This is a genomic window from Sediminibacterium sp. KACHI17 (assembly GCF_040362915.1).
Classification (GTDB): domain Bacteria; phylum Bacteroidota; class Bacteroidia; order Chitinophagales; family Chitinophagaceae; genus Sediminibacterium.
In genome coordinates this window covers 1,956,662-1,981,301 of record NZ_AP029612.1, presented here as the reverse complement: position 1 = coordinate 1,981,301, position 24,640 = coordinate 1,956,662, and the positions used below count along the sequence as shown (strand labels likewise).

At 39.5% G+C, this 24,640-nt stretch carries 24 protein-coding genes; 5 read left to right on the top strand and 19 right to left on the bottom strand.

Annotated elements, in window-relative coordinates; all coding sequences use genetic code 11:
- Window positions 1–2: 2 nt before the first annotated feature.
- Genes ABXG83_RS08755 through ABXG83_RS08745 form a run of 3 tightly spaced genes read right to left on the bottom strand, consistent with a single transcriptional unit; the run spans window position 3 to window position 1,872 of the window.
- Entirely contained in the window at window positions 3–734 is a 732-nt protein-coding gene (locus ABXG83_RS08755; protein WP_353548474.1) for a methyltransferase domain-containing protein, read from the bottom strand.
- 40 nt (window positions 735–774) lie between these two features.
- Window positions 775–1,626 (bottom strand): glycosyltransferase, encoded by an 852-nt coding sequence (locus ABXG83_RS08750; protein WP_353548473.1) that lies wholly within the window; start codon window positions 1,624–1,626, stop codon window positions 775–777.
- 18 nt (window positions 1,627–1,644) lie between these two features.
- Window positions 1,645–1,872: a hypothetical protein gene (locus tag ABXG83_RS08745; protein ID WP_353548472.1), complete on the bottom strand. Its 228-nt coding sequence runs from the start codon at window positions 1,870–1,872 to the stop codon at window positions 1,645–1,647.
- A 135-nt stretch (window positions 1,873–2,007) separates the two neighbouring features.
- On the opposite strand from ABXG83_RS08745, the gene ABXG83_RS08740 reads away from it, so the two are divergent.
- Entirely contained in the window at window positions 2,008–3,303 is a 1,296-nt protein-coding gene (locus tag ABXG83_RS08740) for an aminotransferase class V-fold PLP-dependent enzyme (protein ID WP_353548471.1), read from the top strand.
- Between the two features lie 59 nt (window positions 3,304–3,362).
- On the opposite strand, the gene ABXG83_RS08735 is transcribed toward ABXG83_RS08740, so the two are convergent.
- From ABXG83_RS08735 to ABXG83_RS08715, 5 genes are all read right to left on the bottom strand, one after another.
- Entirely contained in the window at window positions 3,363–3,530 is a 168-nt protein-coding gene (locus ABXG83_RS08735; protein WP_353550760.1) for a 30S ribosomal protein THX, read from the bottom strand.
- A gap of 47 nt (window positions 3,531–3,577) precedes the next feature.
- Entirely contained in the window at window positions 3,578–3,847 is a 270-nt protein-coding gene (locus ABXG83_RS08730; protein ID WP_133474259.1) for an HU family DNA-binding protein, read from the bottom strand.
- A 298-nt stretch (window positions 3,848–4,145) separates the two neighbouring features.
- Window positions 4,146–4,451: a DUF4286 family protein gene (locus ABXG83_RS08725; RefSeq protein ID WP_353548470.1), complete on the bottom strand. Its 306-nt coding sequence runs from the start codon at window positions 4,449–4,451 to the stop codon at window positions 4,146–4,148.
- 27 nt (window positions 4,452–4,478) lie between these two features.
- Window positions 4,479–5,246: an exodeoxyribonuclease III gene (locus ABXG83_RS08720; RefSeq protein WP_353548469.1), complete on the bottom strand. Its 768-nt coding sequence runs from the start codon at window positions 5,244–5,246 to the stop codon at window positions 4,479–4,481.
- Between the two features lie 11 nt (window positions 5,247–5,257).
- Window positions 5,258–6,619, bottom strand: coding sequence for a hypothetical protein (locus ABXG83_RS08715; RefSeq protein WP_353548468.1), 1,362 nt, complete (start codon window positions 6,617–6,619; stop codon window positions 5,258–5,260).
- A gap of 81 nt (window positions 6,620–6,700) precedes the next feature.
- Here ABXG83_RS08715 and ABXG83_RS08710 point away from each other — a divergent pair, with 81 nt between their 5' ends.
- The gene (locus ABXG83_RS08710) at window positions 6,701–7,432 is read left to right on the top strand and encodes a TIGR00730 family Rossman fold protein (RefSeq protein ID WP_353548467.1); all 732 of its coding nucleotides are present in this window, start codon (window positions 6,701–6,703) and stop codon (window positions 7,430–7,432) included.
- Window positions 7,433–7,526: 94 nt separating this feature from the next.
- Here the strand turns inward: ABXG83_RS08710 and metH are convergent, their stop codons facing one another.
- From metH to ABXG83_RS08670, 8 genes are all read right to left on the bottom strand, one after another.
- On the bottom strand, window positions 7,527–10,247 hold the full coding sequence (metH, locus tag ABXG83_RS08705) for a methionine synthase (protein WP_353548466.1): 2,721 nt from the start codon (window positions 10,245–10,247) through the stop codon (window positions 7,527–7,529).
- A 16-nt stretch (window positions 10,248–10,263) separates the two neighbouring features.
- Window positions 10,264–11,280: a homocysteine S-methyltransferase family protein gene (locus ABXG83_RS08700; protein WP_353548465.1), complete on the bottom strand. Its 1,017-nt coding sequence runs from the start codon at window positions 11,278–11,280 to the stop codon at window positions 10,264–10,266.
- Window positions 11,281–11,517: 237 nt separating this feature from the next.
- A complete protein-coding gene (locus tag ABXG83_RS08695; RefSeq protein ID WP_353548464.1) occupies window positions 11,518–12,429 on the bottom strand; it encodes a DUF5777 family beta-barrel protein in 912 nt (303 codons plus the stop codon).
- A gap of 25 nt (window positions 12,430–12,454) precedes the next feature.
- Window positions 12,455–12,979, bottom strand: coding sequence for a YceI family protein (locus ABXG83_RS08690; protein WP_353548463.1), 525 nt, complete (start codon window positions 12,977–12,979; stop codon window positions 12,455–12,457).
- A gap of 13 nt (window positions 12,980–12,992) precedes the next feature.
- On the bottom strand, window positions 12,993–13,592 hold the full coding sequence (locus tag ABXG83_RS08685) for a hypothetical protein (RefSeq protein WP_353548462.1): 600 nt from the start codon (window positions 13,590–13,592) through the stop codon (window positions 12,993–12,995).
- 189 nt (window positions 13,593–13,781) lie between these two features.
- The gene (recR, locus tag ABXG83_RS08680; protein WP_353548461.1) at window positions 13,782–14,396 is read right to left on the bottom strand and encodes a recombination mediator RecR; all 615 of its coding nucleotides are present in this window, start codon (window positions 14,394–14,396) and stop codon (window positions 13,782–13,784) included.
- 132 nt (window positions 14,397–14,528) lie between these two features.
- Entirely contained in the window at window positions 14,529–15,941 is a 1,413-nt protein-coding gene (locus tag ABXG83_RS08675; protein WP_353548460.1) for an Ig-like domain-containing protein, read from the bottom strand.
- Window positions 15,942–16,005: 64 nt separating this feature from the next.
- Complete coding sequence (locus ABXG83_RS08670) at window positions 16,006–19,152, bottom strand: ATP-dependent DNA helicase (protein WP_353548459.1); 3,147 nt, start codon at window positions 19,150–19,152, stop codon at window positions 16,006–16,008.
- Between the two features lie 166 nt (window positions 19,153–19,318).
- Between ABXG83_RS08670 and ABXG83_RS08665 the strand changes: the two genes are divergently transcribed.
- The gene (locus ABXG83_RS08665; RefSeq protein WP_353548458.1) at window positions 19,319–19,828 is read left to right on the top strand and encodes an SRPBCC family protein; all 510 of its coding nucleotides are present in this window, start codon (window positions 19,319–19,321) and stop codon (window positions 19,826–19,828) included.
- On the opposite strand, the gene ABXG83_RS08660 is transcribed toward ABXG83_RS08665, so the two are convergent.
- The 3 genes from ABXG83_RS08660 to ABXG83_RS08650 form a co-directional block, all read right to left on the bottom strand.
- Window positions 19,820–21,301, bottom strand: coding sequence for a family 10 glycosylhydrolase (locus ABXG83_RS08660; RefSeq protein WP_353548457.1), 1,482 nt, complete (start codon window positions 21,299–21,301; stop codon window positions 19,820–19,822). The two genes, ABXG83_RS08665 and ABXG83_RS08660, sit on opposite strands and share 9 nt — an antisense overlap.
- 77 nt (window positions 21,302–21,378) lie before the next feature.
- Window positions 21,379–21,834, bottom strand: coding sequence for a MarR family transcriptional regulator (locus ABXG83_RS08655; protein WP_353548456.1), 456 nt, complete (start codon window positions 21,832–21,834; stop codon window positions 21,379–21,381).
- 92 nt (window positions 21,835–21,926) lie between these two features.
- Window positions 21,927–22,958 carry a radical SAM/SPASM domain-containing protein gene (locus tag ABXG83_RS08650; protein WP_353548455.1) on the bottom strand — a complete coding sequence of 344 codons (1,032 nt, stop codon included), beginning with the start codon at window positions 22,956–22,958 and terminating at the stop codon, window positions 21,927–21,929.
- A 148-nt stretch (window positions 22,959–23,106) separates the two neighbouring features.
- Between ABXG83_RS08650 and ABXG83_RS08645 the strand changes: the two genes are divergently transcribed.
- Both ABXG83_RS08645 and ABXG83_RS08640 read left to right on the top strand, forming a co-directional pair.
- Entirely contained in the window at window positions 23,107–23,847 is a 741-nt protein-coding gene (locus ABXG83_RS08645) for a GH25 family lysozyme (protein WP_353548454.1), read from the top strand.
- 66 nt (window positions 23,848–23,913) lie between these two features.
- Entirely contained in the window at window positions 23,914–24,624 is a 711-nt protein-coding gene (locus tag ABXG83_RS08640) for a Crp/Fnr family transcriptional regulator (RefSeq protein WP_353548453.1), read from the top strand.
- Window positions 24,625–24,640 lie beyond the last annotated feature (16 nt).

Genomic DNA, 24,640 nt, shown 5'->3' with positions numbered 1-24,640 from the left:
GATCATTTTGTAGCATATCCCCATAACCCTGATGGCATGGTATGATTCTCAAATGATGTGTATCCTTTTTGATAGGTTGAATATTTCTTGTCGTTTTTAATGAGATGTTTATGAAAACAAAACAAGAAAAATTTCACTAGTAATCGAATAATACCCTTGCTGCCTGCTTGTTTTGCCCATAAACTCATCATGATGATCAGGCTATAATTAAATCCACCTCTTGGATAAATAGAATGACTTGAAAATTCATTGTCAGTAAAAAATCTGCTCAATGAATAAGGCGTAAAACGATGGTGATCATGCGGTACTTCATGTAGACTATAAATAAATGGTACTGAAAAGAAGATGCTACCGCCCGGTTTTAACACACGACGCATTTCTTTCAATATTGCATTTGTATCAAAGTAATGTTCTAAAAATTCGGTTACGATGATCCAGTCAACACTTTCTGACTCGAGCGGAATGGTATATCCATCCCAATACATATCTGGTTTCACCTTATTATGATACTCAGAGTATTCAAGATCCATTCCAATATATTGATCGATAGTACCTGCCTCAAGCAGGAAATCTCTGTAAGGCATTACCCCACATCCTAGATCAAGAACATTTCCTTTTATTTTCTTTTTTAAGTCTTTAACAGCTTCAATCAACGAGTGTTGAATAAGATAATAACCATAGCCCAATTTTAGCGTAGGTTTAATATAAACTTTTTCAATTTGTTGCTTGGTCATGGTGGATTTGTTTCTAATCAATCATACCTAGTATGTATTGCTATTTAAATTTCTTTCTTGATCTGACGATAGGGGAGTCAATTATTTTCAATAAATACAACGGATAAAGAATCGGAGTTAAGATAAACCTGAGCATATCAACCTCATAGCGCTCTTTGATGTAGGAAAGACGAATGATCTTTTCAAGATAGAAGTCCGAGTGTTTTTTTATGATGTATTGCTTATTTAGTTTTATCCGGTCTTCATTGGAATAACCGGTAATCACTGAATTATTGATGATGCGGTAATAAAAAAGTTCTTCGTCAAGAAAGTGAAATTTAAATCCGTTTGACGCTGCATGGATCCAGAACTCCCAGTCTTCAAATCCATAATAGGGGATGGCTGTATCATATCCGCCATTCTTTTCCCATACTTCTCGTTTATATAGGGCACACGCATCAGCACAGTTGCCGGTTACAATATCGAGGTCATCAAATTTTCTCACTTTATATTGTCGCTTCTTTTGAGAAAGATCACCAAAAAAAATAGGTCTTGCATAAACTATATCAATATCTTCTTTTAATAAAAGCGGCATCGCCTTATTGATATAATCAGGTGAGATTTTGTTGTCGGCATCCAGTGGTAAAATATATTGACCTTTTGCATTGGCTACCCCGGTATTTCTTGCACTGGCAGGCCCTCCATTTTTTTGGAAAATAACATGATAACCTGCGGTTTGAAGAGCTTCTAATTTAGCATGTGTTGCATTGTCACTAGAGCCATCGTCTACAATGATAATTTCAATGGGGTATGCAATTTTATCTACAGTGATACTATCAATGGCTTCTTGAATATAGGCTCCATGGTTATAACAAGGAATGACAATTGATACAAGCGGGTTATGTAGATCCATTATTTTGGGATGAAGCGATTAATGGTTGTTTTCCTTTTCATTCTTCCACCATCTCCATCCAATATACCCCATAATCGCCAATGGTGCTCCGGCAAGGTAAATAATAGCAGAATTCAATGCTTTGGCTGGTCCTTCCCCTAACTGTGAAGCTGTTTTGGTACAAATAGAGCATTGTGCATCAGCGAACTGACTGATCATTAGCAATACGAATACAAAAACCATCATTTTCCATCCCTGCTGTTTCATATCGGAAAGTTTGTACAAAGGTAGGGATAAGTTAAAAGCCAAAAGTGATAAGCGCAATGGTCTTATGAGTGTTTTTGACTTTTCACTTTTGACTTTTGAGTTTCCTTCATTATCTTTCTTGTTCAACCTTTTACCGTGAATCAACGCAGAGATTTTCTACAGCGTATGGGACTTTTGGCCGGAGCTTTTTCCGCCAATAGTCTGTTTCAGCAGTTACATGCTGCCGAATGGGCGTCTGCACAACAAAGAGTGGCGTCTTTTAGTCCGGAACAAACCGCTACGGATGAAGACTATTGGTCAGTGATCCAGCAGTCCTATACTGTTAATCCCAACCTGGTCAACCTGAATAATGGTGGGGTAAGCCCTTCGCCCAGAGTAGTACAACAGGCGGTGGAAAGATTCAATCAGTTGTCGAATGAAGGTCCTTCCTACTATATGTGGCGAATCCTGGATCAAGGTCGTGAACCACTCCGTTATAAGTTGGCAACATTGGCAGGATGTTCTACAGAGGAAATAGCGGTCAACAGAAATGCTACAGAAGCATTGAATACAGTGATCTTTGGTTTGGACCTCAAAGCAGGTGATGAAGTGATCGGTACCAAACAAGATTATCCCAATATGATCCAGGCATGGAGACAAAGAGCCTTGCGAGATGGTATTGTGTATACACAGATCAGTTTTGACTTTCCGATTGAAAATGATGATGAGATCGTAGCAGCATTTGAAAAAGCCATCACTCCCAAAACAAGAATTTTACATCTGACACATATCATTAACTGGATCGGACAGATTCTTCCGGTAAAAAAGATCGCACAGATGGCACATCGACGTGGATTGGAAGTGATTGTCGATGGCGCTCACTCTTTTGGCTTGCTCGATTTTAAGATCCCGGACCTGGAATGTGATTATTTCGGCACAAGCTTACACAAATTCCTCAGCGCTCCGATCGGTAGTGGGATGTTATGGATCAAAAAAGAAAAAATCGAAAAGATATGGCCGTTGGTATGTAATGATAAACCACGAAGTGACGATATCAGAAAGTTTGAAACCCTTGGTACCAGAAGCTTTCCAATTGAACAAGGGATCGGTGAAGCTTTGAATTTTCACAATGCAATTGGTGCAAAAAGAAAAGAAGAGCGGATTCGTTACCTGAAAAATTACTGGGCAGAGAAAGCCAGATCTATTCCCAAAGTAAAAATACATACCTCATTTAAGCCCGAATATGCTTGCGCCATTTGTGGTGTATCTGTTGATGGCATGACACCTGCGCAATTGGATCAGGCATTATTTAATACCTATAAGATTCACACTGTAGGTATTGTCTGGGAAAATATCAGCTGTGTTCGTGTAACACCACATGTTTATACCAGAATACAGGATCTGGATAAGCTGGTGTTTGCATTGGAGGAAATAGCGAAGAAAAAGATGTAAGATGTCAGATCTCAGATGTCGGATTTTGAATACAAATCTGAGATCTGACATCAAACGTCCTAAGAAGCTTTCGCAGCTGCTTTCTTAGCCTTTACTGCAGTTGCTTTAGCATTTGCAGGACGGCTTTTGCCGAAAGAACCTTTGAATCTTTTTCCTTTAGCGGTTTTTTTATCGCCTCTACCCATGGTACTATAGTTTTTGTTTGATGAATGGTGAGGTGCAAAAATAGAAAAACCCCGCGAAAGCGGGGTTCAATTCTTTTTAGAGGCTCAGATTAGATCTTTGCGCTCAGTTCTTTACCAGCTTTGAAGCGGGCAACTTTTTTAGCTTTGATCTTGATAGTCTCACCAGTTTGAGGATTACGACCTGTACGAGCAGCACGCTTAGATACAGAGAAAGTACCGAAACCTACCAGTGTAACTTTATCACCTTTTTTCAGGGTTTTAGTTACTGTATCAACAAAAGAATCTAAAGCAGCGTTAGCTTGAGTTTTGGTGATACCTGCATCTTCTGCGAGTTGCGCGATTAATTCAGCTTTGTTCATAGATGTGTTTTTAGATGTATTTTAATAAGAGAAACAAATTTATTCGCTTTTATCAAACAGCAAAATATTTTTCCAACTTTACCGTCTTTTTGTGATTCCTTAAAACCCTTCGCCAATAAGCATTTCAGCCGATTTTATAGAACTTGCATATTGCGTGTTTCAACACCGGTATCTCGTGAAACCCTTTATTATCAATGGTTTCAGATGATTTGTGCTGAAAAGCAGTCCCAAAGCGGGTTTCAGAGCAATATAGCGAAGTTTTGTGATTGACAAAATGAATTTGCAAAACTATCCACACTCAATTCACAACCTGCATTAAAGAACGAAAACCGGCAAATTGATTGCCCCAAACATCCAGTGTATCTTTACGTAAGGCTGATGCATGGTGCTCTATGTAGCGGTCATAATCTTCTTTGGTTGCAGCAAAATATTGAGTAGCATAAGTAGGTCCTTCTGTTTCATCCAGTTCAAGAACACGAACAAAACGAAATTCAGTAAAACATCCGGTGGCCATTACTTCCGGAATATGTTTGGTTTTCATCCATTCCAGCCAGTCTTCATGAATGCCCCAGGCCAATTGAATGGTTACATTATAGATATACACGGTAAAAAGTTTATCATTTAGAGAATATTAGCCGATCTCAGCATAGATCGGACAATGATCGCTGTGCTTGACATCCGGATAAATAGCTGCTGCTTTCAATTGCGGTTGTAAAGCATCTGTGATACTGATATAATCGATACGCCAGCCCTTATTTTGTAACCTTACTGAAGGAAATCGCTGACTCCACCAGGAATACGCTCCGGTTACTTCCGGATGAAGATGGCGAAAAGTATCTACCCATTTGTTGGCAAGAAATTGATCCATCCATGCCCGTTCTTCCGGTAAAAAGCCAGATGATTTTTTATTGCCTTTCGGATCATGAATATCAATCTCGGTATGTGCAATATTATAATCACCCGTAACGATCAGTTTCTTTCTTTTTTTTCTCAGGTCTTGTACATAGGTGAAAAACTCATCGAGCCACTGGTATTTATAAGTTTGTCTCTCATCTCCACTTGTACCGGATGGGAAATAAGCATTGATCAGGGTAATATCTCCAAAGTCTGCTCTGATCACCCTTCCCTCTGCATCACTTTGTTCAATACCATTTCCAAAGAGTACTTGATCTGGTTTTATTTTAGTGAAAATGGCGACGCCACTATACCCTTTTTTTTGTGCAGAATACCAGAAAGTCTGATACCCCGTTTTTTCAATCGAAGAGACATCAACATCTTCCTGATTGGCTTTTGTTTCTTGCAGGCAGATCACATCAGCAGGATTTGTTGCTAACCAATCTGTAAAACCTTTTTTCATGGCAGCCCTGATACCATTGACATTATAGGATATGATGCGCATAGCTTACTGGTTTATCGGAAAAAACGGGAGAACCCGATCATCATTAACTGGTTCAATGTTTCCTTGTCTAAAGATGCATCAAAAACAGCAATTCTTTCGGGTAAAAATTTTCCCATAGCAACCGCTGCTGTTTTTTTATTTAGATAAAACTCTTTGAGCATATTTCTGTCACTGCATATGATCATGAATGGCTCATTACGAATGGATCCGGAAATAACATATTCCGCAAAAATATTTCTGGTAACATCATCAGGTCTAAGTAAAATGATGCTAGTACTGTCGTAACCATTGCTTATTTTATTCAAATAAATCTTCCTGTCACCAATACCCAACGCTGTGTTCTTATTGATTTTGAACTTGGCAATGGTATCCTTATCCGATAAGAGAAAATGTATTGGATCAGGCATAAAACTCGTAAATGCTTCATCTTCATTTTTATAATTAAACAAAGGATTGATCTCTATGAACATTTTAAGTGTATAGTTTTTATCTCTCAGTACATCCCTGCTTTCCTGTCGTAGCTGAACAAAATCAGAACTGCTTTGCCTGTCGGTATTGATAATGGCTGTATTGATGAGAGAATTGTCTTCTATATTTTTATTTTTCCCTTTCACAATGAGCTGCTCATAAAATGAGTCACCCATTCTTATGAGCTCATCTGTCTGATCTCTTTTGTAAGAGGCAATATTGTTTTTGCCATTTACTTGTATGACCGGGTGATTGCCAATAATGGGGAGTATGAAATTGTCTGCATAATATACCGGAGCTGCTTTTACTTCCATCATAGCTATTTTATTCTCCGGGTCCAAGAGTCGCCCTAATCCAAGATTCAGCATATCTGTAAAACCTTTACTGCCGAGTGAAGGGGTAGCGGCCATGATACCGAATCCGCTACTATTACCTCTGCTGACACAAATGGTCATGATTTCGTTCAGTATGATTTCTTTAGCTGAATTGGTCAATAATACACCTAACTGGAATACGGACTCTGTTCTTTTGAACACCGCTGAGTCTTCTTTGTACTCGGGTTGTGAGAAATAAAAAGTATTGGTTTCAAATTCATACAGATCCAGATACATGTGCCATGTACTGCTATCTGCTAATGTAAATGGCACATTTGATGAACTGGTTTGTTTTAGATCCGGCAGCACGATCAAGCGTAAATCATGATCATTCAGTTGAGCATTTTTATGTTTTAATAAGTTATTGTTCAGTTGTTTCAGAAATACGGTTTTGGTTTCTTCATTGCTCAAGTACTTCATCACAGGACCTACCATAGAAAAGGTTCTGAATTGTTCCAATATCACTTTTGTTTGTGAAGCGGCAGACAGAAACATGATGGCGCATACAATGCTGACGTAGAATTTTCTCATAAAACTGTTAAGGATGGTTGGCTATTTATTATGACAGCAAATTTTGTGCTAATTTGAATTTTCATCAATATAAGGATAGATATGAATAAAACAGAAAGGATCATTCCCGCGCAGGAATCAGTGTATTTAGATGGACCGAAGCCAAGGATCAATGAATTGGGTTTTGCCTGGCAGATCTTCAGACAGTTTATCAAAGGATTTCGTACACTTCACTTTGTAGGACCCTGTATCACCGTGTTTGGATCAGCGAGATTTAAAGAAGATCATCCTTATTATCAACAAGCGGTTGCTGTAGGTAAAAAAATAGCTGAGTTGGGTTTTACAACCATGACAGGTGGCGGTCCGGGTATTATGGAGGCAGCCAACAAAGGTGCTTACGAAAATGGCGGACAATCCGTTGGTTGTAATATCAAATTGCCTTTTGAACAGTATCCGAATCCATACATGCATAAATGGATCACGTTTGATTATTTTTTTATCAGAAAAGTGTTGCTGGTCAAATACTCTTACGCTTTTATCATTATGCCCGGCGGATTTGGTACGATGGATGAATTTTTTGAAACGCTTACACTGGCACAGACAAAAGTGATCAATGATTTTCCGATAGTGTTGTTAGGTAAAGATTATTTCCAGCCTCTATTAGACAGTATTGATGATATGGCAAAACATGGAACCATTTCTCCGGAAGATAAAAAACTGATTTTTCTGACAGACGATGTAGATGAGGCAATGAATTACATCAAAACCTATGTCAAAAAGAATTATAAAGTGAGACCAAGAAGAAGATTGTGGTGGTTGTTTGAGAAAAGATGAGAAATGGGATTCAGAAATGAAGCCAAAAAAACATGAAATGGGAAAATCTTATAAGATCAATTTTCCCATTTCATGTTGCTTATTAATCAAATCGCTAACCTTCCAATACCGGTCTTAGCCATTTTTCAGCGGTTTCGAGAGACATGCCTTTTCTTTTCGCATAGTCTTCAAATTGATCTTGCTGAATTTTGCCTACACCATAATACTGACTTTGTGGATGAGCGAAATACCAGCCACATACAGAAGATGCAGGATACATGGCCAGGCTTTCTGTAAGCTCTATGCCGATATTTTGAGTGACCTGAAGCAGATCAAATAATTTGTATTTTTCTGTATGGTCTGGGCAAGCTGGATAACCGGGTGCCGGACGAATACCCACATATTTTTCTTTGATCAACTCTTCATTGCTCAAGGTTTCATTCTTATCATATCCCCAATATTCCTTTCTGGTTTTCAGGTGAAGGAATTCTGCAAATGCTTCTGCTAAGCGATCTGCCAATGCCTGTAACATGATCTTATTATAATCATCAAGGTTGGCTTCAAACTTCTTGATATGTTGGTCGATGCCCTGAATGGTTACCGCAAACGCACCTATATGATCTTTTTTTCCGCTGTCAGCAGGTGCAATGAAATCTGCTAAAGATAAATTGGGTTGTCCGGGTGCTTTTTTGATCTGTTGACGGAGGAATGAAAGTGTGGTCTTTTTACCTTCATTGGTTACGACCACATCATCATCAGTACTCGCTGCTTCCCAGAAACCAATGGTACCTTTTGCAGTCAACCATTTTTCTGCAATAATGGTATCCAATAAAGCATTCGCATCATTGTACAGTTTAGTGGCCTCTTTTCCTACTACAGTATCTGTTAGTATCTCCGGAAAATTGCCATGCATTTCCCAGGCGATGAAGAAGGGTTTCCAATCGATGTAAGGACGAATCTCATTCAAATCTACATCCGCAAATACTTGGATGCCTGTAAATTCAGGACTAACAGGCGAGAAGGTATTCCAGTCGATTTTGACTTTGTTCTGTAATGATTCATTGTAAGGAAGGTATTGTTTGATGCTCTTTTTGTTATCAAACCCTTCTTTCAACTTTACATATTCTTCACCGGTAGACTTCAGGAATACTTCTTTCTGTTCTTTATTCAGCAATGATCCTGCAACAGTAACACTTCTGGATGCATCCAATACATGAATGACGCCATTGTCATATTCGGGAGCAATTTTTACAGCAGTATGCATTCTCGAAGTAGTAGCTCCACCGATCAGTAGTGGTTGAGTCATACCACGACGTTTCATCTCTTTGGCAATATGAACCATTTCATCCAGCGAAGGAGTGATGAGTCCACTCAAACCAATGATATCTGCATTTTCTTTTTGTGCAGCATCTAAGATTTTATCTGCAGGTACCATTACACCAAGATCAATGATATCATATCCATTACAGCCGAGTACCACGCCTACAATATTCTTTCCAATATCATGTACATCACCTTTTACGGTAGCCAACAATATTTTTGCAGCACCTGCTGCTTCTGTATTGGCGGTACCGGCTTTGAGATGGGCTTGTTTTCTTTCTTCTTTTTCAGCTTCAATATAAGGAGTGAGTACGGCCACACTCTTTTTCATGACACGTGCACTCTTTACAACTTGTGGTAAGAACATTTTACCAGCACCAAACAGATCACCAACAATGTTCATACCATCCATCAATGGACCTTCAATGACATCCAAAGGTTTGGGATATTTTTGTCTGGCTTCTTCCGTATCTGCTTCAATATAATCTGTGATACCATTGATGAGTGAGTGTGCCAGCCTTTTTTCAACAGGCTCATTGCGCCAAGCTTCATCTTTCACTTCTACCTTGCCCTTCGCCTTCACGGTTTCAGCAAAAGCAATGAGTTTTTCTGTGGCTTCGTTGTTTTCATTGTTTCTGTTCAAAAGAACATCTTCACATAAATCACGAAGCGTTGGCTCTATTTCATCATATACCACCAATTGTCCTGCGTTCACAATGCCCATATCCATTCCGGCTTTGATCGCATGGAAAAGGAATACAGAGTGGATGGCTTCACGGACATGATCATTCCCACGGAATGAAAATGATACATTGGATACCCCACCACTCACTTTGGTCAGTGGCATCAATTGTTTGATCTCTCTGGTAGCTTCAATAAAATCGACAGCATAATTATTATGCTCTTCAATTCCTGTAGCTACAGCAAAAATATTTGGATCGAAAATAATATCCTGAGGTGGGAAACCCACTCTCTCTGTGAGGATCTTATACGCACGATGACAGATCTCTACTTTTCGCGCTTTGGTATCAGCTTGTCCTACTTCATCAAATGCCATCACAATGACTGCAGCACCAAAAGCTTTACAAATGAATGCTTGTTCTATGAATTTTTCTTCTCCTTCTTTCATGGAGATAGAGTTCACGATACATTTACCCTGTACACATTTCAAACCTGCTTCAATGATCTCAAATTTTGAACTATCGATCATGATCGGAATACGTGCAATATCCGGCTCACTTTGTAAGAGGTTCAGGAAAGTGGTCATGGCTTTAACACCATCCAATAATGCATCATCCATGTTCACATCCAAGACCTGTGCGCCATTCTCTACTTGTTGACGTGCAACAGACAATGCTTCTTCATATTTATTTTCACGGATCAGTCTTGCGAATTTTTTTGAGCCGGTTACATTGGTTCTTTCCCCAACATTCACAAAGTTGGTTTCCGGTCTGACCACTAATGGTTCAAGACCTGATAAACGTAGATATGGTTTTATGATAGTAGCTGAACTCATGTTGTTAACTTAAAAATTAAGCCAATGCTGTTTCAATAACAGGAAGTGGTCTTGGTGAAATGGTTTTAACGTGATCGGCGATATGTTTGATGTGATCGGGAGTCGTACCGCAACAACCACCAACAATGTTGACAAATCCTTGCTTAGCCCACTCTTCAATAAAGTGTGCTGTTTGATGCGGTGCTTCATCATATTCACCCATTGCATTGGGTAATCCTGCATTCGGGTATGCTGAAGTATAGCAAGCAGCGATCTGACTCAGTTCCTCAATATGTGAACGCATTTCAGCGGCTCCTAATGCGCAATTCAACCCTACACTTAATGGTTCTGCATGCATCACAGAGGTGTAAAATGCCTCGAGTGTTTGTCCGCTCAATGTTCTTCCGGATGCATCTGTAATGGTACCGCTGATCATGATCGGTAATTCGGGTATACCTGTTTCACGGAAAAATTGTTTTGCCGCGAAAATGGCACCCTTTGCATTCAGGGTATCAAAGATGGTTTCGATCAGAAGAATATCTACACCTCCATCAACCAGTCCTTTGATTTGTTCTTTATACGCTGTTACCACTTCGTCAAAAGTAACAGCCCTAAAGCCGGGATTATTAACATCAGGTGAAAGACTTAATGTTTTATTCAAAGGGCCAATGGCACCGGCCACATATTTAGGGGTTGTACCTGGATTTTCAGCCATAAATTCATTCACCGCATCTTTAGCGCATTTGGCGGCAGCTACATTTAGCTCGTAGGCGAGTGATTGCATATCATAATCAGCCATTGCGATCGTGGTACTGCTGAATGTATTGGTTTCAATAATATCAGCTCCGGCAGTAAGATATTCTTTATGAATTCCTTTGATGATGCCGGGTTGTGTAATGCATAAAAGGTCATTATTCCCTTTTACATCACAATGCCAGTCTTTAAATCGTTCGCCACGATAGTCAGCTTCTGTCAATTTGTGACGCTGTATCATTGTACCCATTGCGCCATCAATGACCAGAATTCTTTTTTCTAATTCTTTGCGTATACTCATAATACCTCATTTAGAACAATCAATTGTTCAGTGAACATTGGTGAACCAATAAAACGCAGTGAGAAAATTTGAGGGTGCTTTTCTGTACGTTTATTAGTTCGATTTGTCCCGATACCATCGGGATTACAGGCCGAACAATAAACAAATCCGCCTGTGAAGGGAACAAAGATAGGTAAAATGTAATAAAAAGCCCCTGAGTACAATACCCAGGGGCTTTTTAGTTATGCGGATCGGTCCTTATTTCTTTTTGTTTTTACCCAGCGTAAAAATACGAGAGATATTAAAGCCCCATCGGATATCTCCTTTACCCCATGATCCAAAAGTCTCATGAATAAATGTATGTTCGTTCATACCGATCGAATTTGTGAAATGCAGTTGGAATACGTGTCCGCCTGTTTGTATGTCTACTCCGATCGATAAAGGATTATACGTTCCATCAAAACGTTCTGTCTGCACGAAATACTCAGCATTGATGCTGACGCGCTTGCTTACTTTTTGTCTGGCCAAAAAGCCCACCGAGAAAAGATCTTTTGCTCCTCCGTTCAGGAAAAGAATTCTGTTATAACGGGTATAAGTTGGAGAGATCTGTAAAGAAGTGTGCTCATTGAATTTTCTGGCGATCATTAACTGTGCTGTATAGTAGGTTCGGTCTTTTGTTTTAACATTAAGGGTTGGATCAGCATAGCGCAATCCACGGTACATCACGGAGCCCAGCAAAGAGATCGATACAGGAACATTTTTCACGCCGCTGCTTTGTCTGAGTACTCTGTATTTTACAAAAGCATCCCCTTCTTTATTGGTACCTGTTCTTCCAATGCCGACCATTAGATTTTCTGCTAATCCGAAATCAAAGCCGATACGTGCGGAAACAAAATCAAGTCCGAATAAGTTATAAAACCCTTGATTCAAAGGGGCGAAACGGTGATTGATTCGAAAGTCCATACTTCCCTTACCTGTGATCTCCACAGTTTGTGTGGTCACGAGTCGGGTAGAATAAAATGTATTCAGTGTTTTTTCGGTCTTGTTTTTATCATCAGCTGCATTGGTACTGTCTTGCATTTTGAACAGATCCGTTTCTTGTGCAACAGAAATAAAGGTGATGAGGGTCAGGCATATGATGGCCAGTGACCTTGTAAATAAGATCTTCATACAGGTGTTTTTATAGTGATAATGATTACTGGTACTGACAGTTGATATCAACGGATACTTTTTCTGTAACCGAAGATGCATCGATCTTGAAGTCGCTCATATTGATCACAAATCCTGCTCTGGCACTAGGCTTTCCGCTTTTGATCTCAATATTGCCTTTTACGGTGATGTTTTTGGTTACACCATGCATAGTCAGGTCTCCCTTCACAGTAACGGCATAAGATCCGTCTTTTGCGAAGTTCACATCTTTCAGATTCACGATATTACCTTTAAAATCAGCTCTTGGAAACTTGGTACTTTCTATATACTGATCATTAAAGTGTTCTTGCATTTCAGCATACTTGAATTTGAATCCTTTCATCAACATGCTGAACGTTATTTGTCCATTATCAGCTATTCTGCTGGTTACTTCATTGTTTACAGCTTTCACATCAGCATCTGTTGGAGATTCGAATGTGATCTTTCCATTGCGTGTTCCGAATATTTTTTGTGCGTCGGCTTGAAGTCCGATCAGAAACACCATTGATACCAATCCAATAATTTTCTTCATATTCTATCCTTTCTTATTTTACTAAAATGCCATCATTGATCACAACATTTGCATCGGGAATATATCCTCTGCAAAATCCTTTGAACGTAATGTTTTGTCCGGCAGCTAAGGTTCCCGGGTCTGTTTTAAAAGTACAATTGATCACTACAAACGGATCATTTGTTTTTATATCTACGACAACCTGACCATCCTGGTTTGTATTGACAGCCAATATCTCTCCCGACAGTTCTATGGCTTTATCCAGATACAAAGCATTAGCGGCGTTTTCGTCTGCTTTGAAGGCATCAAATAATTGTTGTGCCGTCATCTTCACACCTTCTTTTTGACTTACATCTTCGTGTTTACGGTTATAGACAAAAAACACCGTGGCTGAAACCGATAGTAGTGCACCGACCACTCCAAACCACAGTAATTTTTTTGCCTTACTGAAATTGGTAACTACATAGATCAGTAAACCCAGAAAAGGAAGAATAGCAATCAGTATCATCCACTTTTGCTGCTGACGCTTGTCCAGATCTGTTCTCTTGGCTACTGCGATCAATGATATGATCATCAAGATCAACCAAATGATGCCTGTGCTGATCAATCCTGCCATTAAACCTGATATTTCCATACGATTGTTTTGAACTGGTTTATAGAAACACCTGTTTTTTGTTTTAGTTCAATGCCTGTTCAAGGTTAAAAGATAAAACAAAAGGCGTTTCCGGAAAAATTCAATGTTTAAACGGCAATTTAGTCGATCTTGTTTATATGAACTATTACGAAAAGGGAAAAGAAAGGTTGCTTTTAGCTAAAAATTAACCTATTTCACATATTGCTGTACGGGAAGTCGGTTAGCGATGCTTTTCGCGAGGGTCATCTCATCTGCATATTCAAGGTCTCCCCCAAAAGCGATGCCCCTGGCGATGGTTGTGATGCGACAAGGAAGATGGGCAATTTTTTTCTGGATATAGTAGATTGTTGTATCTCCCTGTATATTGGGATTCAAAGCAAAAACGATTTCTTCTGTTTTCTCTTTTTCTATTCGCTGAACGAGTGACTCAATGCTTAATTGTTCAGGACCGACGCCGTCCAGTGGTGAAATGATACCGCCTAATACATGGTAGGAGCCATTGAATTGCTGGGTGGTTTCAATAGCGATCACATCTCTAATATTTTCCACAACGCAGATCATTTGTTGATTGCGCATGGAATTTGCACAAATAGAACAGATATCGCCATCACTGATATTGTGGCAACGCTGACAGAACTTGATATCACGTCTCATTCTGGCAATGGTTTCGCCAAAATGCTGCACTTCATTCACCTCTTGTTTCAGTAAATGCAAGACCAGTCGCAAAGCGGTTTTTTTTCCAATACCCGGAAGTTTGGAAAACTGCTGTACTGCATTTTCAAGAAGTGAGGAGGGGAGTTGCATGATGCGAAGATAAGAGGGAAAAGCTACAAGCTGTAAGCTTCAAGTAACAAGTCATAAGAAAGAGAGAAGGTTCAAGGTACAGATAATGTATAATTAGGGTTGTAGATGACATTATAAGTAACTTGTTACCACTTATTGTAAAGCAATCGTTGTTTCGTTATCCCAGTTGGCTCGAATGTTTAATTGACGAGGTATGAAGAACACTTTTTCCGGCTGCTTTTTGATGGGGGTAAAACTACCGGTATCCCATTTGCCGTTTTTATTTGCATCATACAAAATCCTTAACTCATAACTGCCCGGTTTAAAACGGCGAATCTGAATATCATTTTGATTGATAGGATAAGAGGCCACTTGTTCTTCATTCTGGAAGAGTTGCAAGACCGCATGCTGTGCGGTATCAACATTCAGAAAACGAAAGCGTACACTGCCATACTCTGTTTCTTTTCTTGTACTTAACAGCAATGTATCTGCTCGCGAAAGCGATATGGCATTACTATCCAGTACTGCATCTTTTTGAATGATGAGTTTATAGGTAGTATTTTCTTTCCATGAATAGCGAAGTATCAGTGTTTTACGCAGACTGTCCAAACTCACCGTATAGCCATTTTGTACTACATCCTCATTATTAGTGAGTCTCACTTTCCCCGTATCCAATGAGAATATCTTTCTATTGAATACCATCTTAAAATCGCTTAGCAGATCTTGCATGCCATTATCTAATATGGTGAGATAGCGGAGTCTTTTATCATCACGCAATGAAGGCGGTAGACTGCCGGAAGGATCAGTAGCTTTTACATTTTTGATGATCGATTGTGTAAAAGCATAAAAAGTATCCAACTCATTGTAGTTGCCAATTTCTACCAAAGCATCCCTGAAAGCAAAAAGAGCAGTACTGTCAAAGATTTTATTATAGCTTTTCCCATCTACCACATATGCTGCAAAAGTTCCTGCTGGTAAATTATTGAACTTGAATTCGCCTTTGCCATTGATCCTGGTAAAAAAACGCGGACTTAATTTTTTGATCGCACTATCCGAAGTGTTCTTATGTAAAACGATGATCAAGGTACTATCGACTTTACCCGTTTCCGCTACCAATACTTTACCTTGATAGGTATTGAAATCAATAGAAGGGCCGGTAGAAAAAACGTATCGGAAATTTTTCGCCACATTGCTTTCATTCACATCGATGATGCTGTTACCGAAATCGATGGAATAAGTAGTATTCTCTTCCAATGAATCTCTGAACCGAACGGTAACATTTCGAAGTTTATAATCAACCTGTGGGGTATTCTTTGGAACAGGTGAATAGATAATATTCTCCGGACTCTGTAAACTCACAAACTCGTTAAAAGTGAGCAGGATATTTTTGGTCTTTACATTCGTAGCCGAATCCTTTGGATTGGCGATCACTAATCGGGGAGGTAAACTATCTCTCGGCCCCCCGCTAGGCGGTACGATATTGGCACATGAATTGGCCAACAGGATGGTCATGAAGCCAATGACGATGCAATTGATAGGAAGAATATGTCTCAAAAGATTTTTCATGCGTGTTGCAAACTTACAGGCTTTCTGCGGAGCGATGTGCCGGTTGAATCAAAAATCGTGTTAATCATTCTGTCTCTTCTTCATTTTCATCTGTTTCATGTAATGCAACAGCCATTTCATTGGTCTTTACAAATTCACACCAACGACAGTCTTCCTTACCGCAACCGGTATAGAAATCTCTTTTTTTGATCTTCTCCCAAACCATTTCGATCTGTGCCTTAACCGTTGCAATATCCTGAGGTGTGATGACTCTTTTTTCTTTCAGGTAGCCTTTCTTTTTATCAGGCTCTATAAAATCAAACTCTGCACTCACTGCTTCCCAGTTTTTGGATGGGTAGTGATCAACCAGGATTTTATAAAATACTGCTTGTCGCCAGTAATCACCTCCATTTGGATCCTTATCGCTTGGGGGGGTTAATTTTTTGATTCCCTTTTCAGCATCGCCTGTTTTGTAATCTACCACATTGACTTGTCTTCCCGTAAATTCAAGTTTGTCGAGTTTACCTTTTAAAGGGATGCCATTAAGGATCACATTGCGGATATTGGTTTCTATGGCCACGATCTTTTCCCATTCATGAATGTAGCGTTCATAATAAGCGGGTAAAACCTGTTCTCCTTGTTCTATTCTCCTTGCAAATTGTTCTTTGGTAAAATGTTCTTTATTGCGCTCCATATACCATTTAAAATCTGCCAGAAATTCTGATTGATCCGGGAACTGGTTATGATTCTGCTGCATTTTTTGGAATAGCTTCTGCAGTGCATGGTGTACGGCAGACCCGAACTCTGTAGCTTCGGACTTACCGGAAGGAACCCGTACGAGGTTATTGAAGTAAAACTGCAGCGGGCATTTCAGGTAGTTATTCAATGCTGTTACATTCATCACAAACTTATCGAGGAGCTGATCGATGAAGGCTGCTTCGGTATGTTCGATCTCCGGTTTTAGTTCTTTGCTCATAGCGAGTATCGCAAAATCAGCGATCGTTTCTTCCGGCAGACTGATCTTTTCATAAGGCAGTGCATGTTCTTCTCTGATCTCGGCAATGAACATAGACGGCTCTATTTCTTTTCCATCTCTGTTGGTTCTGGTATAAGAAATATATAAATGCTGAGACGCACGAGTCATTGCTACATAAAACAATCTTCTTAGTTCTTCTTCCTCACTATGCGCCGGCTGAGATGCGAAGATGGTATCCGGCATACTATATCCACCAGACGGTTTCCTTTTCTTTTCCCAATTAGCGGAATTACATCCCGCAATAAATACGTACTCGTATTCTAATCCTTTGGAGCCATGTGCTGTGAGAAGATTCACAGCGCTATCTGTACCCGATACCCGAACAAGTGGTAACACCAAGGATTCTTTTTCCATTAGATCAAAAATGTTGACCAGCTTTTCTAATGTGAGGTTGGGATTGCGGTGTGTTTCTTTTTTAATAAAATCAAACAATCCAGTCAGTAATTGTAAAAGCCAGTGTTTATCCGGACTGTTCATGACATATGCCAATAAACCTGTTTCACGAATACAATTTTCAAATAACTGTTGTACGGTTACATTGGGAACATCTCCGATCAGTTTTTCCAAAATGGTCTGTGCTTTTCTTAGACCAGGGATTTCAGTGCTGAATAGATCCGGCAATGGCCCCTGAAGTTTTTCTGCGATCAACTGACGTAAGGAAATTTTTTGATTACTCAGATTTTTCTGCGCAGCTTCTGCACTCAATTTCGCGACTTCAATGGGGGGGATACCAAACCATTGATAATGGAGGATTTCAAACAATAATTCATCACCACTAAACGGAATATGATGTTCATCTTTCAGATATCTCAACAATTGTAATAACTGCCGACAGATTTGTTCATGAAGAATATTGACATCTCTTTTACTGTATACCGGTATTTGTTTTTGTTGAAAAAACTTGGCCAGTTCTTCATTTGGTTTATTCTCACGATAGATGATACAAATATGCCTGGGTTCTACACCACTTTGAATCAACTCCTCCACTTGTAATGTGAGATGGATCATTTCTTCCCGTGGATTCTCATACTCTCTTATTGTTGGAGGTATTGTACCCTCATTGATCTTTGTATTAGAAGCGGTCAGTATTTTACTGAGTCCTTCAATCTTATTCACCAATCGTTCTTTGTTTCTTTCGATCAATGATCTAGAAACATCCAGAATGGGTTGAGTAGAACGATAATTATTGGTGAGCACAACTGTATACAATGAGTCACTGAACTGATCAGCAAACTGCTGCATATTCTCCACATTCGCTCCCTGAAAACGATAGATACTTTGATCATCATCACCTACTACAAATACATTGGGTTCATCCCAGTAGCTGATCAATAGTTTTATCAGCATATTTTGAGTGCCACTGGTATCCTGAAACTCATCCACTAAAATGTATTGGTATTGCTCCTGATACCTTGCGAGTACATTGGGATGTGTTTTGAAAACATCGATCACCCAATTGATCATGTCATCAAAATCGTATAGGTTCTTACTTCGCATCATTTGCTGAAAACGGGTAAACTCGTTTACAGCTGCGCGAAGTTTTTCCATCTTTTCTTTTTCATCAGCGATCTTATTCTCTTTCAGGTCTCCCTTTTTAAAAGAGCCTTGGTTTCTTTTATAGATGAACTCTTCCCGATTGGGTAGATCATTCAGGTAGTCGTCAATACATTGATTGATATATTCCGGTTGCCAACCCTCTCTTTTCATATTACTGAAAAGATGTTGCAGGTTTTTGATCTCAAAATATACATCACCCCTGTATCGCTTTAGCAAATGATTTTTTGGAAAACTATCGATCAGCGATTTTAGTAAATCAATTCTTTCGAGATCAGATATTGGGTCCATCGCAGTTTTCTCGAAAAGAGATAAGTTATCCTGGATCACATCATTACAAAAAGCATGAAAAGTGCAGATATTTACCTTATATGCATCGGGGCCGATGAAATTCAATAATCTCTTACGCATCGCTACCACACCGGCATCCGTATAAGTAAGACATAAAATGTTTTCGGGCTGTGTGTCTGTTTCCAAACGAAGTTTTCCGATACGGGCTCCCAATATTTGTGTTTTACCGGTACCAGGTCCGGCGATGACCATTACCGGTCCTTCCGTTTTATCAACAGCGCTTTTTTGTTGTTCATTCAAACCATCATAAATCTTCTTGAATTGAGCCTGTTGTTGTTCGCGCGTAATCATATATATAAAGATAGAGGAATATTGGGTGCTGTATAATGGGTTATGAGCGTTTGGGAATTACAAAAATAGGTAGATGACCGAACGCTTGAACATTGCCTACCACCCATTCCCCTTCATATAACCTGAACCTTTTACGCTAGAATCTGTTATCACACAAAGTACTCGCATGTCAAAGGTTTATTCACTCAAAACCATTCAGAAAATACCGATCTCACTGGCAGAAGCCTGGGATTTTTTTAGTCGCCCACAGAACCTGAAAGAAATCACTCCTTCCAACCTGGGTTTTAATATCATTAGTAAGCATCATGGCGACAGAATGTATCAAGGGCAGATCATTGAATACAAAGTGAGTCCAATCCTCGGTATTCCTTTGTATTGGATGACCGAGATCACACATGTGGAAGATCAGAAATTCTTTGTAGACGAGCAGCGCTTTGGTCCGTATAGTTTATGGCATCACCAGCATCATTTCAAAGCTATTGATGGCGGAGTGGAAATGACCGATATCGTACACTATAAATTGCCATTATGGTTCTTGGGTGATATAGCCAATACCATTATGGTACGTGCCCAATTACGTGGCATATTCGATCATCGTTTTCAGGCCGTGGAACAACGTTTTGGCGCATGGTCTGGCAGTCAGGAAAAAAAGGTCATGTTCGACGGCTCACTGTAATAATCTGAGTGGGCTCACATTATTGTCTGTATCTACTGAAGCAATGAGTACATTTTTATTTTTTGCTTCTGGTAATTTAGTCAGGTCAATAACAGCTGTTTTATCTCCCGGAATAAAAAGAATGAGTTGACTATTTGCAAAATCAGCTTCTCCTTTTCCCTGATGCATGAATACGGCAAAACCTTTGATCTTTTCTTCTCCTTTATATGCTAACTTATAAGTATGCTCATTCGTCTTTTCTACCAAAGGTTGTGGTGGAATTGTATTGTCGATCCAGGGCATAGGAGGAACCAATGCAGGATAGCGATAATAGTTTTGCTGTAAACTATCATTCCATCCGTTTGGATTTCTATTGAAAGAGCTGCTGTTGTAATAAATACTTCCCTGTACATTTTCATAACTTCTCAATGCCTTGATCTGTTCAGGAATTTCATTTCTGTTCTTCCATGCAGTATTACTTCCTGCACGGTAAATACCATGTCCGATATATAAATGTCTTTCATAGCTGTGTTCATTCCACCAGCGGAGTAAGATATCATAACTCGCCAAGGGATGTCCTCGCTCCCAGTAGAGTTGTGGAGCGATATAATCTATCCATCCTTTTTGTAACCACAATAATACATCGGCGTGTAGCTCGTCATAATTGGTAGGACCCGATCTGGTCTCGCTTCCCATGGGGTCCTGATGTTTATTGCGCCATACTCCAAATGGACTAATGCCAAATTTTACTTTCGGATTTGTTTTTCTGATCGTTTGTTGTAACTGAACAATGATGCTATCACAATTGCTTCTTCTCCATTCATCTTTGGTCATCCCCTTTCCATATTTCAAAAAAGTAGACTGATCGGGGAATTCTCTTCCGGGTATTTTATACGGATAGAAATAGTCATCCATATGAATGGCATCAATGGCATAACGTTGCACGATATCTTTTACAACAGCTGAAACATGATCCCTCACTTCAGGGATGCCGGGATTGAAATATTTTTTGTCGCCGTAAGTAACAAACCATTCCGGATGCTGTTTGCTGATATGATTAGGGGCAATGGAAGATCGAAGAATATTGAATACTGCACGATAAGGGTTTAGCCATGCGTGAAATTCCATGCCACGTTTATGTGTCTCTTGAATCATGAACTGGAGTGGATCATAATAAGGTGTAGGAGGTAAACCTTGTTTGCCGGTAAGGTATTCACTCCATGGTTCCAATGTTGATGGATAAAATGCGTCTGCAGATGGACGGATCTGAACAATCAATGCGTTCATTCCATTCCGATGATGCATCTCTACCAATTTGATGAATTCAGCTTGTTGCTCTTCCGTTGATAATGTTCTTTTACTCGGCCAGTCAATATTTTCAACTGTGGCAACCCAAGCTGCTCTGAATTCATAATTCGGAGTGTTTTGTGCTGGTGACTGATAGAACAGAACAAGAAATAGAAAAAGGGGGAGTAGACGCAACAAAGATTTCATATCCTAAAGATAACCCAGTCATACACGAACCGGCCGGTTGTGGAAGAAATCCAATTGCGTAATGAGGAAATTCACATTTATGAAGCCAGCTCGCGCACTTTATCAAGCAGTTTATTGAGGGTGACTGCTTCTGCCTCTGATAAGTTCTGCATCAGTTGATCTATTTCGGCATTTTTCTTGTCAAGCTTGTCAAGAAGGGCCAAACCTTTTTTAGAGATGCTGACATCCACCAATCGTTTGTCGGCAGAGCAAACCTTTTTTTCAACCAGTCCTTTTTTGAGCAATCGTTCAACGATACGGCTGGTATCACTCATTTTGTCAAGCATTCTTGCACGTATCTGTAAAGTACTGAGTGGTTGTTGACTTCCCCTTAAAATGCGAAGAATATTGTATTGCTGCGGGGTAATGTCATCCGGATCAAGCATGGTTTTGATCTTTTCATTCAACCAGTTGGCAGAATAAATGATATTCACAGAAGCCTTCTGGTATTCATTCCTGAAATGCTGTTGTTGTATATCTTTCTCAATACCCATAGCTGTAAAAATAGGTGAAAACTAAGAGGTGAAAAGTGAAAAACATAAGAAATACGTTTCCTGTCACCTTTCACTGTTGAGTTTTCATCTCCTTAATCCTCCCAAACACTCAATCCTTCACTGCAATTGGCGCAGATATCTATATTCTTCCTGCTGGTCATTAACTCACTTCGAAACTGTTTATAGTTATCGTTTCGCCAGATATCTTTAAAACTTTGTGATTTCAGATTGCCTAATTGATGCATGGCATCTTTATCAAAACAGCAAGGAACTACCAATCCATCCCAGGTGATCACATTGGCATGCCAGAGTTTCCAGCAACGGTTATTGAGGCCACTCTTCACCTGCATTACACCATTTTTATCCTTTTTATATCGACTGTATTTATTCTTCGTAGGGATCAGTTGATGCGGATCGTTTTCATAATCATAAACCTGAGCGGTCTTAAAACGTACTTGATCAACCCCTATTTCAGCACCTAGTTTTTTTACTTCTTCGATCTGATGTTCATTGGGCTTTACTACCAGGAATTGAAAGAAGATAAAGGGCGTTTTACTCTTCAACTCTTTTTTCCACTTCACAATATTGCGAGCGCCTTCCAGTACTTTATCCAGTTTACCACCTACACGGTATTGCTGATACACATCCTGCGTAGTACCATCAATGGAAATGATCAGACGATCTAATCCGCTCTCAACTGTTTTTCTTGCTTTTTCATCGGTCAGATAATGAGCATTGGTAGAAGTAGCAGTGTAGATGCCTTTATCATGTGCATACTTGACCATATCCAGAAAATCAGGATTCAAGTAAGGTTCTCCCTGAAAATAAAAGATCAGATAGAGCAGATCTTTATGAATATCATCAATGGTTTCCCTGAAAAAATCCTTTTGTAGCATGCCGGTAGGTCTGGTAAATGCACGGAGTCCGCTCGGACATTCAGGACAACGAAGATTACATGAAGTTGTAGGTTCGAAGGAAATGGAAATTGGATAACCCCACTGTATTGGTTTTTTGGTAAACTGACTGATCTGGTAGCTGCTGTATACTTTACAAGCATTCCAAAACCTTCTTAAGGTAAGCTTACGCAAAAAATTAACGCTGTCGTTCCAGTTAAAATAGCCCATCAGTGTAAAATTAGGAAAAACAAGGCTTGTATGAGGTTTTCGTCACCTTCTGATGGGTATAAATATGATTCAAATAGCTTTTCAACGATTTTTGTACTCTATGGCACGAAAGAGACGAACAAAACTCAGCAGATCGTAACGTCTATGGTTGATTTTATTGAGCAGTGGGTTTCTGCTGATCTTATATTTTGCCTTACTGGAAAAATGGGAAGAAAGACAAACAGCCACAATCGCTTCTGTTCACTATGATGCTTTTGGCATTACAATGCCGCCGGGGTACTCGATACACGGTATTGACGTGAGTAGTTATCAGGGGGTTATTCACTGGCCTTCTGTAAAAAATAAAGTGTCGGGAGAAGTGAAAATGGGTTTTGTATTTATGAAAGCAACAGAGGGTTTGAATGATACAGATAAGCGTTTTCATACCAATTGGCAAAAAGCCAAAGAAGCAGGCATGATCAGAGGTGCATATCATTTTTTCCTGGCTACCAAAAGCGGGAAACAACAGGCGCTACAATTCATCAAACAAGTAGTGCTAAGAAAGGGAGATCTGCCTCCGGTTGTCGATATCGAAAAATTATATGGTGTTAAACCGGTGTTGATGCGACAAAGAGTGAAAGAGTTTTTGGAAACGATAGAAGCTTATTACAGGGTTAAGCCTATTATTTATACGTATGCAGATTTTTATGACAGGTATTTAGGTGAGCCTTTCAAAGAATATCCCTTATGGGTGGCGCATTATTTTCAGCCGGATAAACCAAGGGTTCAGCGCGACTGGCATTTCTGGCAGCACAGTGAAGATGCCACCATTGATGGCATTAGACACAAAGTAGATTGCAATGTGTTCAATGGTGACTCTGTAAGATTTAAACAATTGCTGATCAATTGATAAGATTAAAGGATTTTTAAAGAGGTTACATTAATTATAATTTATTTTTGTATCTCAATCCTTCTAATGAACGTTCAGTACGATCATAACACATGTCAAACTTGTTCTCAAAGATTCAACTCTGTTTTCTGTAAAGCAAGGGAAGAATATGTGAATGCTATCAACGAACAAAAGATCTGTAATAGCTATAAAAAAGGACAGGTCTTATTCAATGAAGGTTCTTATCCTTTTGGTGTATACTGTATCAATGATGGGAAAGTAAAACTCTCACATCAGGGAGATGATGGTAAAGAACAAATCATTCGTCTGTTGAAAGCGGGTGATGTATTGGGTTATAGAGCTTTACTCAGTGGAGACCGTTATGGTGCATCTGCAGTTGCACTGGAAGACACAAAAGTTTGTTTCATTCCCAAAGACCTGTTCGTAACTGTACTAAAAAATGATACGGGACTAGCATTTGAGATGATGAAATTATTGAGTGATGAGTTGCATAAGGCTGAAGTCAAGCTCACGCATCTTGCACAAAAACCCATCAGAGAGCGCTTAGCGGAAACTTTGTTATTTATCAAAGAAACCTATGGCTTTGAGGAAGATGGTATCACACTCAATGTGCGACTTTCCCGTGAAGAAATTGCCAATCTGGTAGGCACCGCTACTGAATCTACCATTCGTTTACTCTCTGACTTTAAAAAAGACGGGATGGTTGAGCTGGATGGTAAAAAGATCAAGATACTCAAACCTTCATTACTCCTGCAAACCGCTAATCTTCAAGATTAATGGCCGAAACATGATA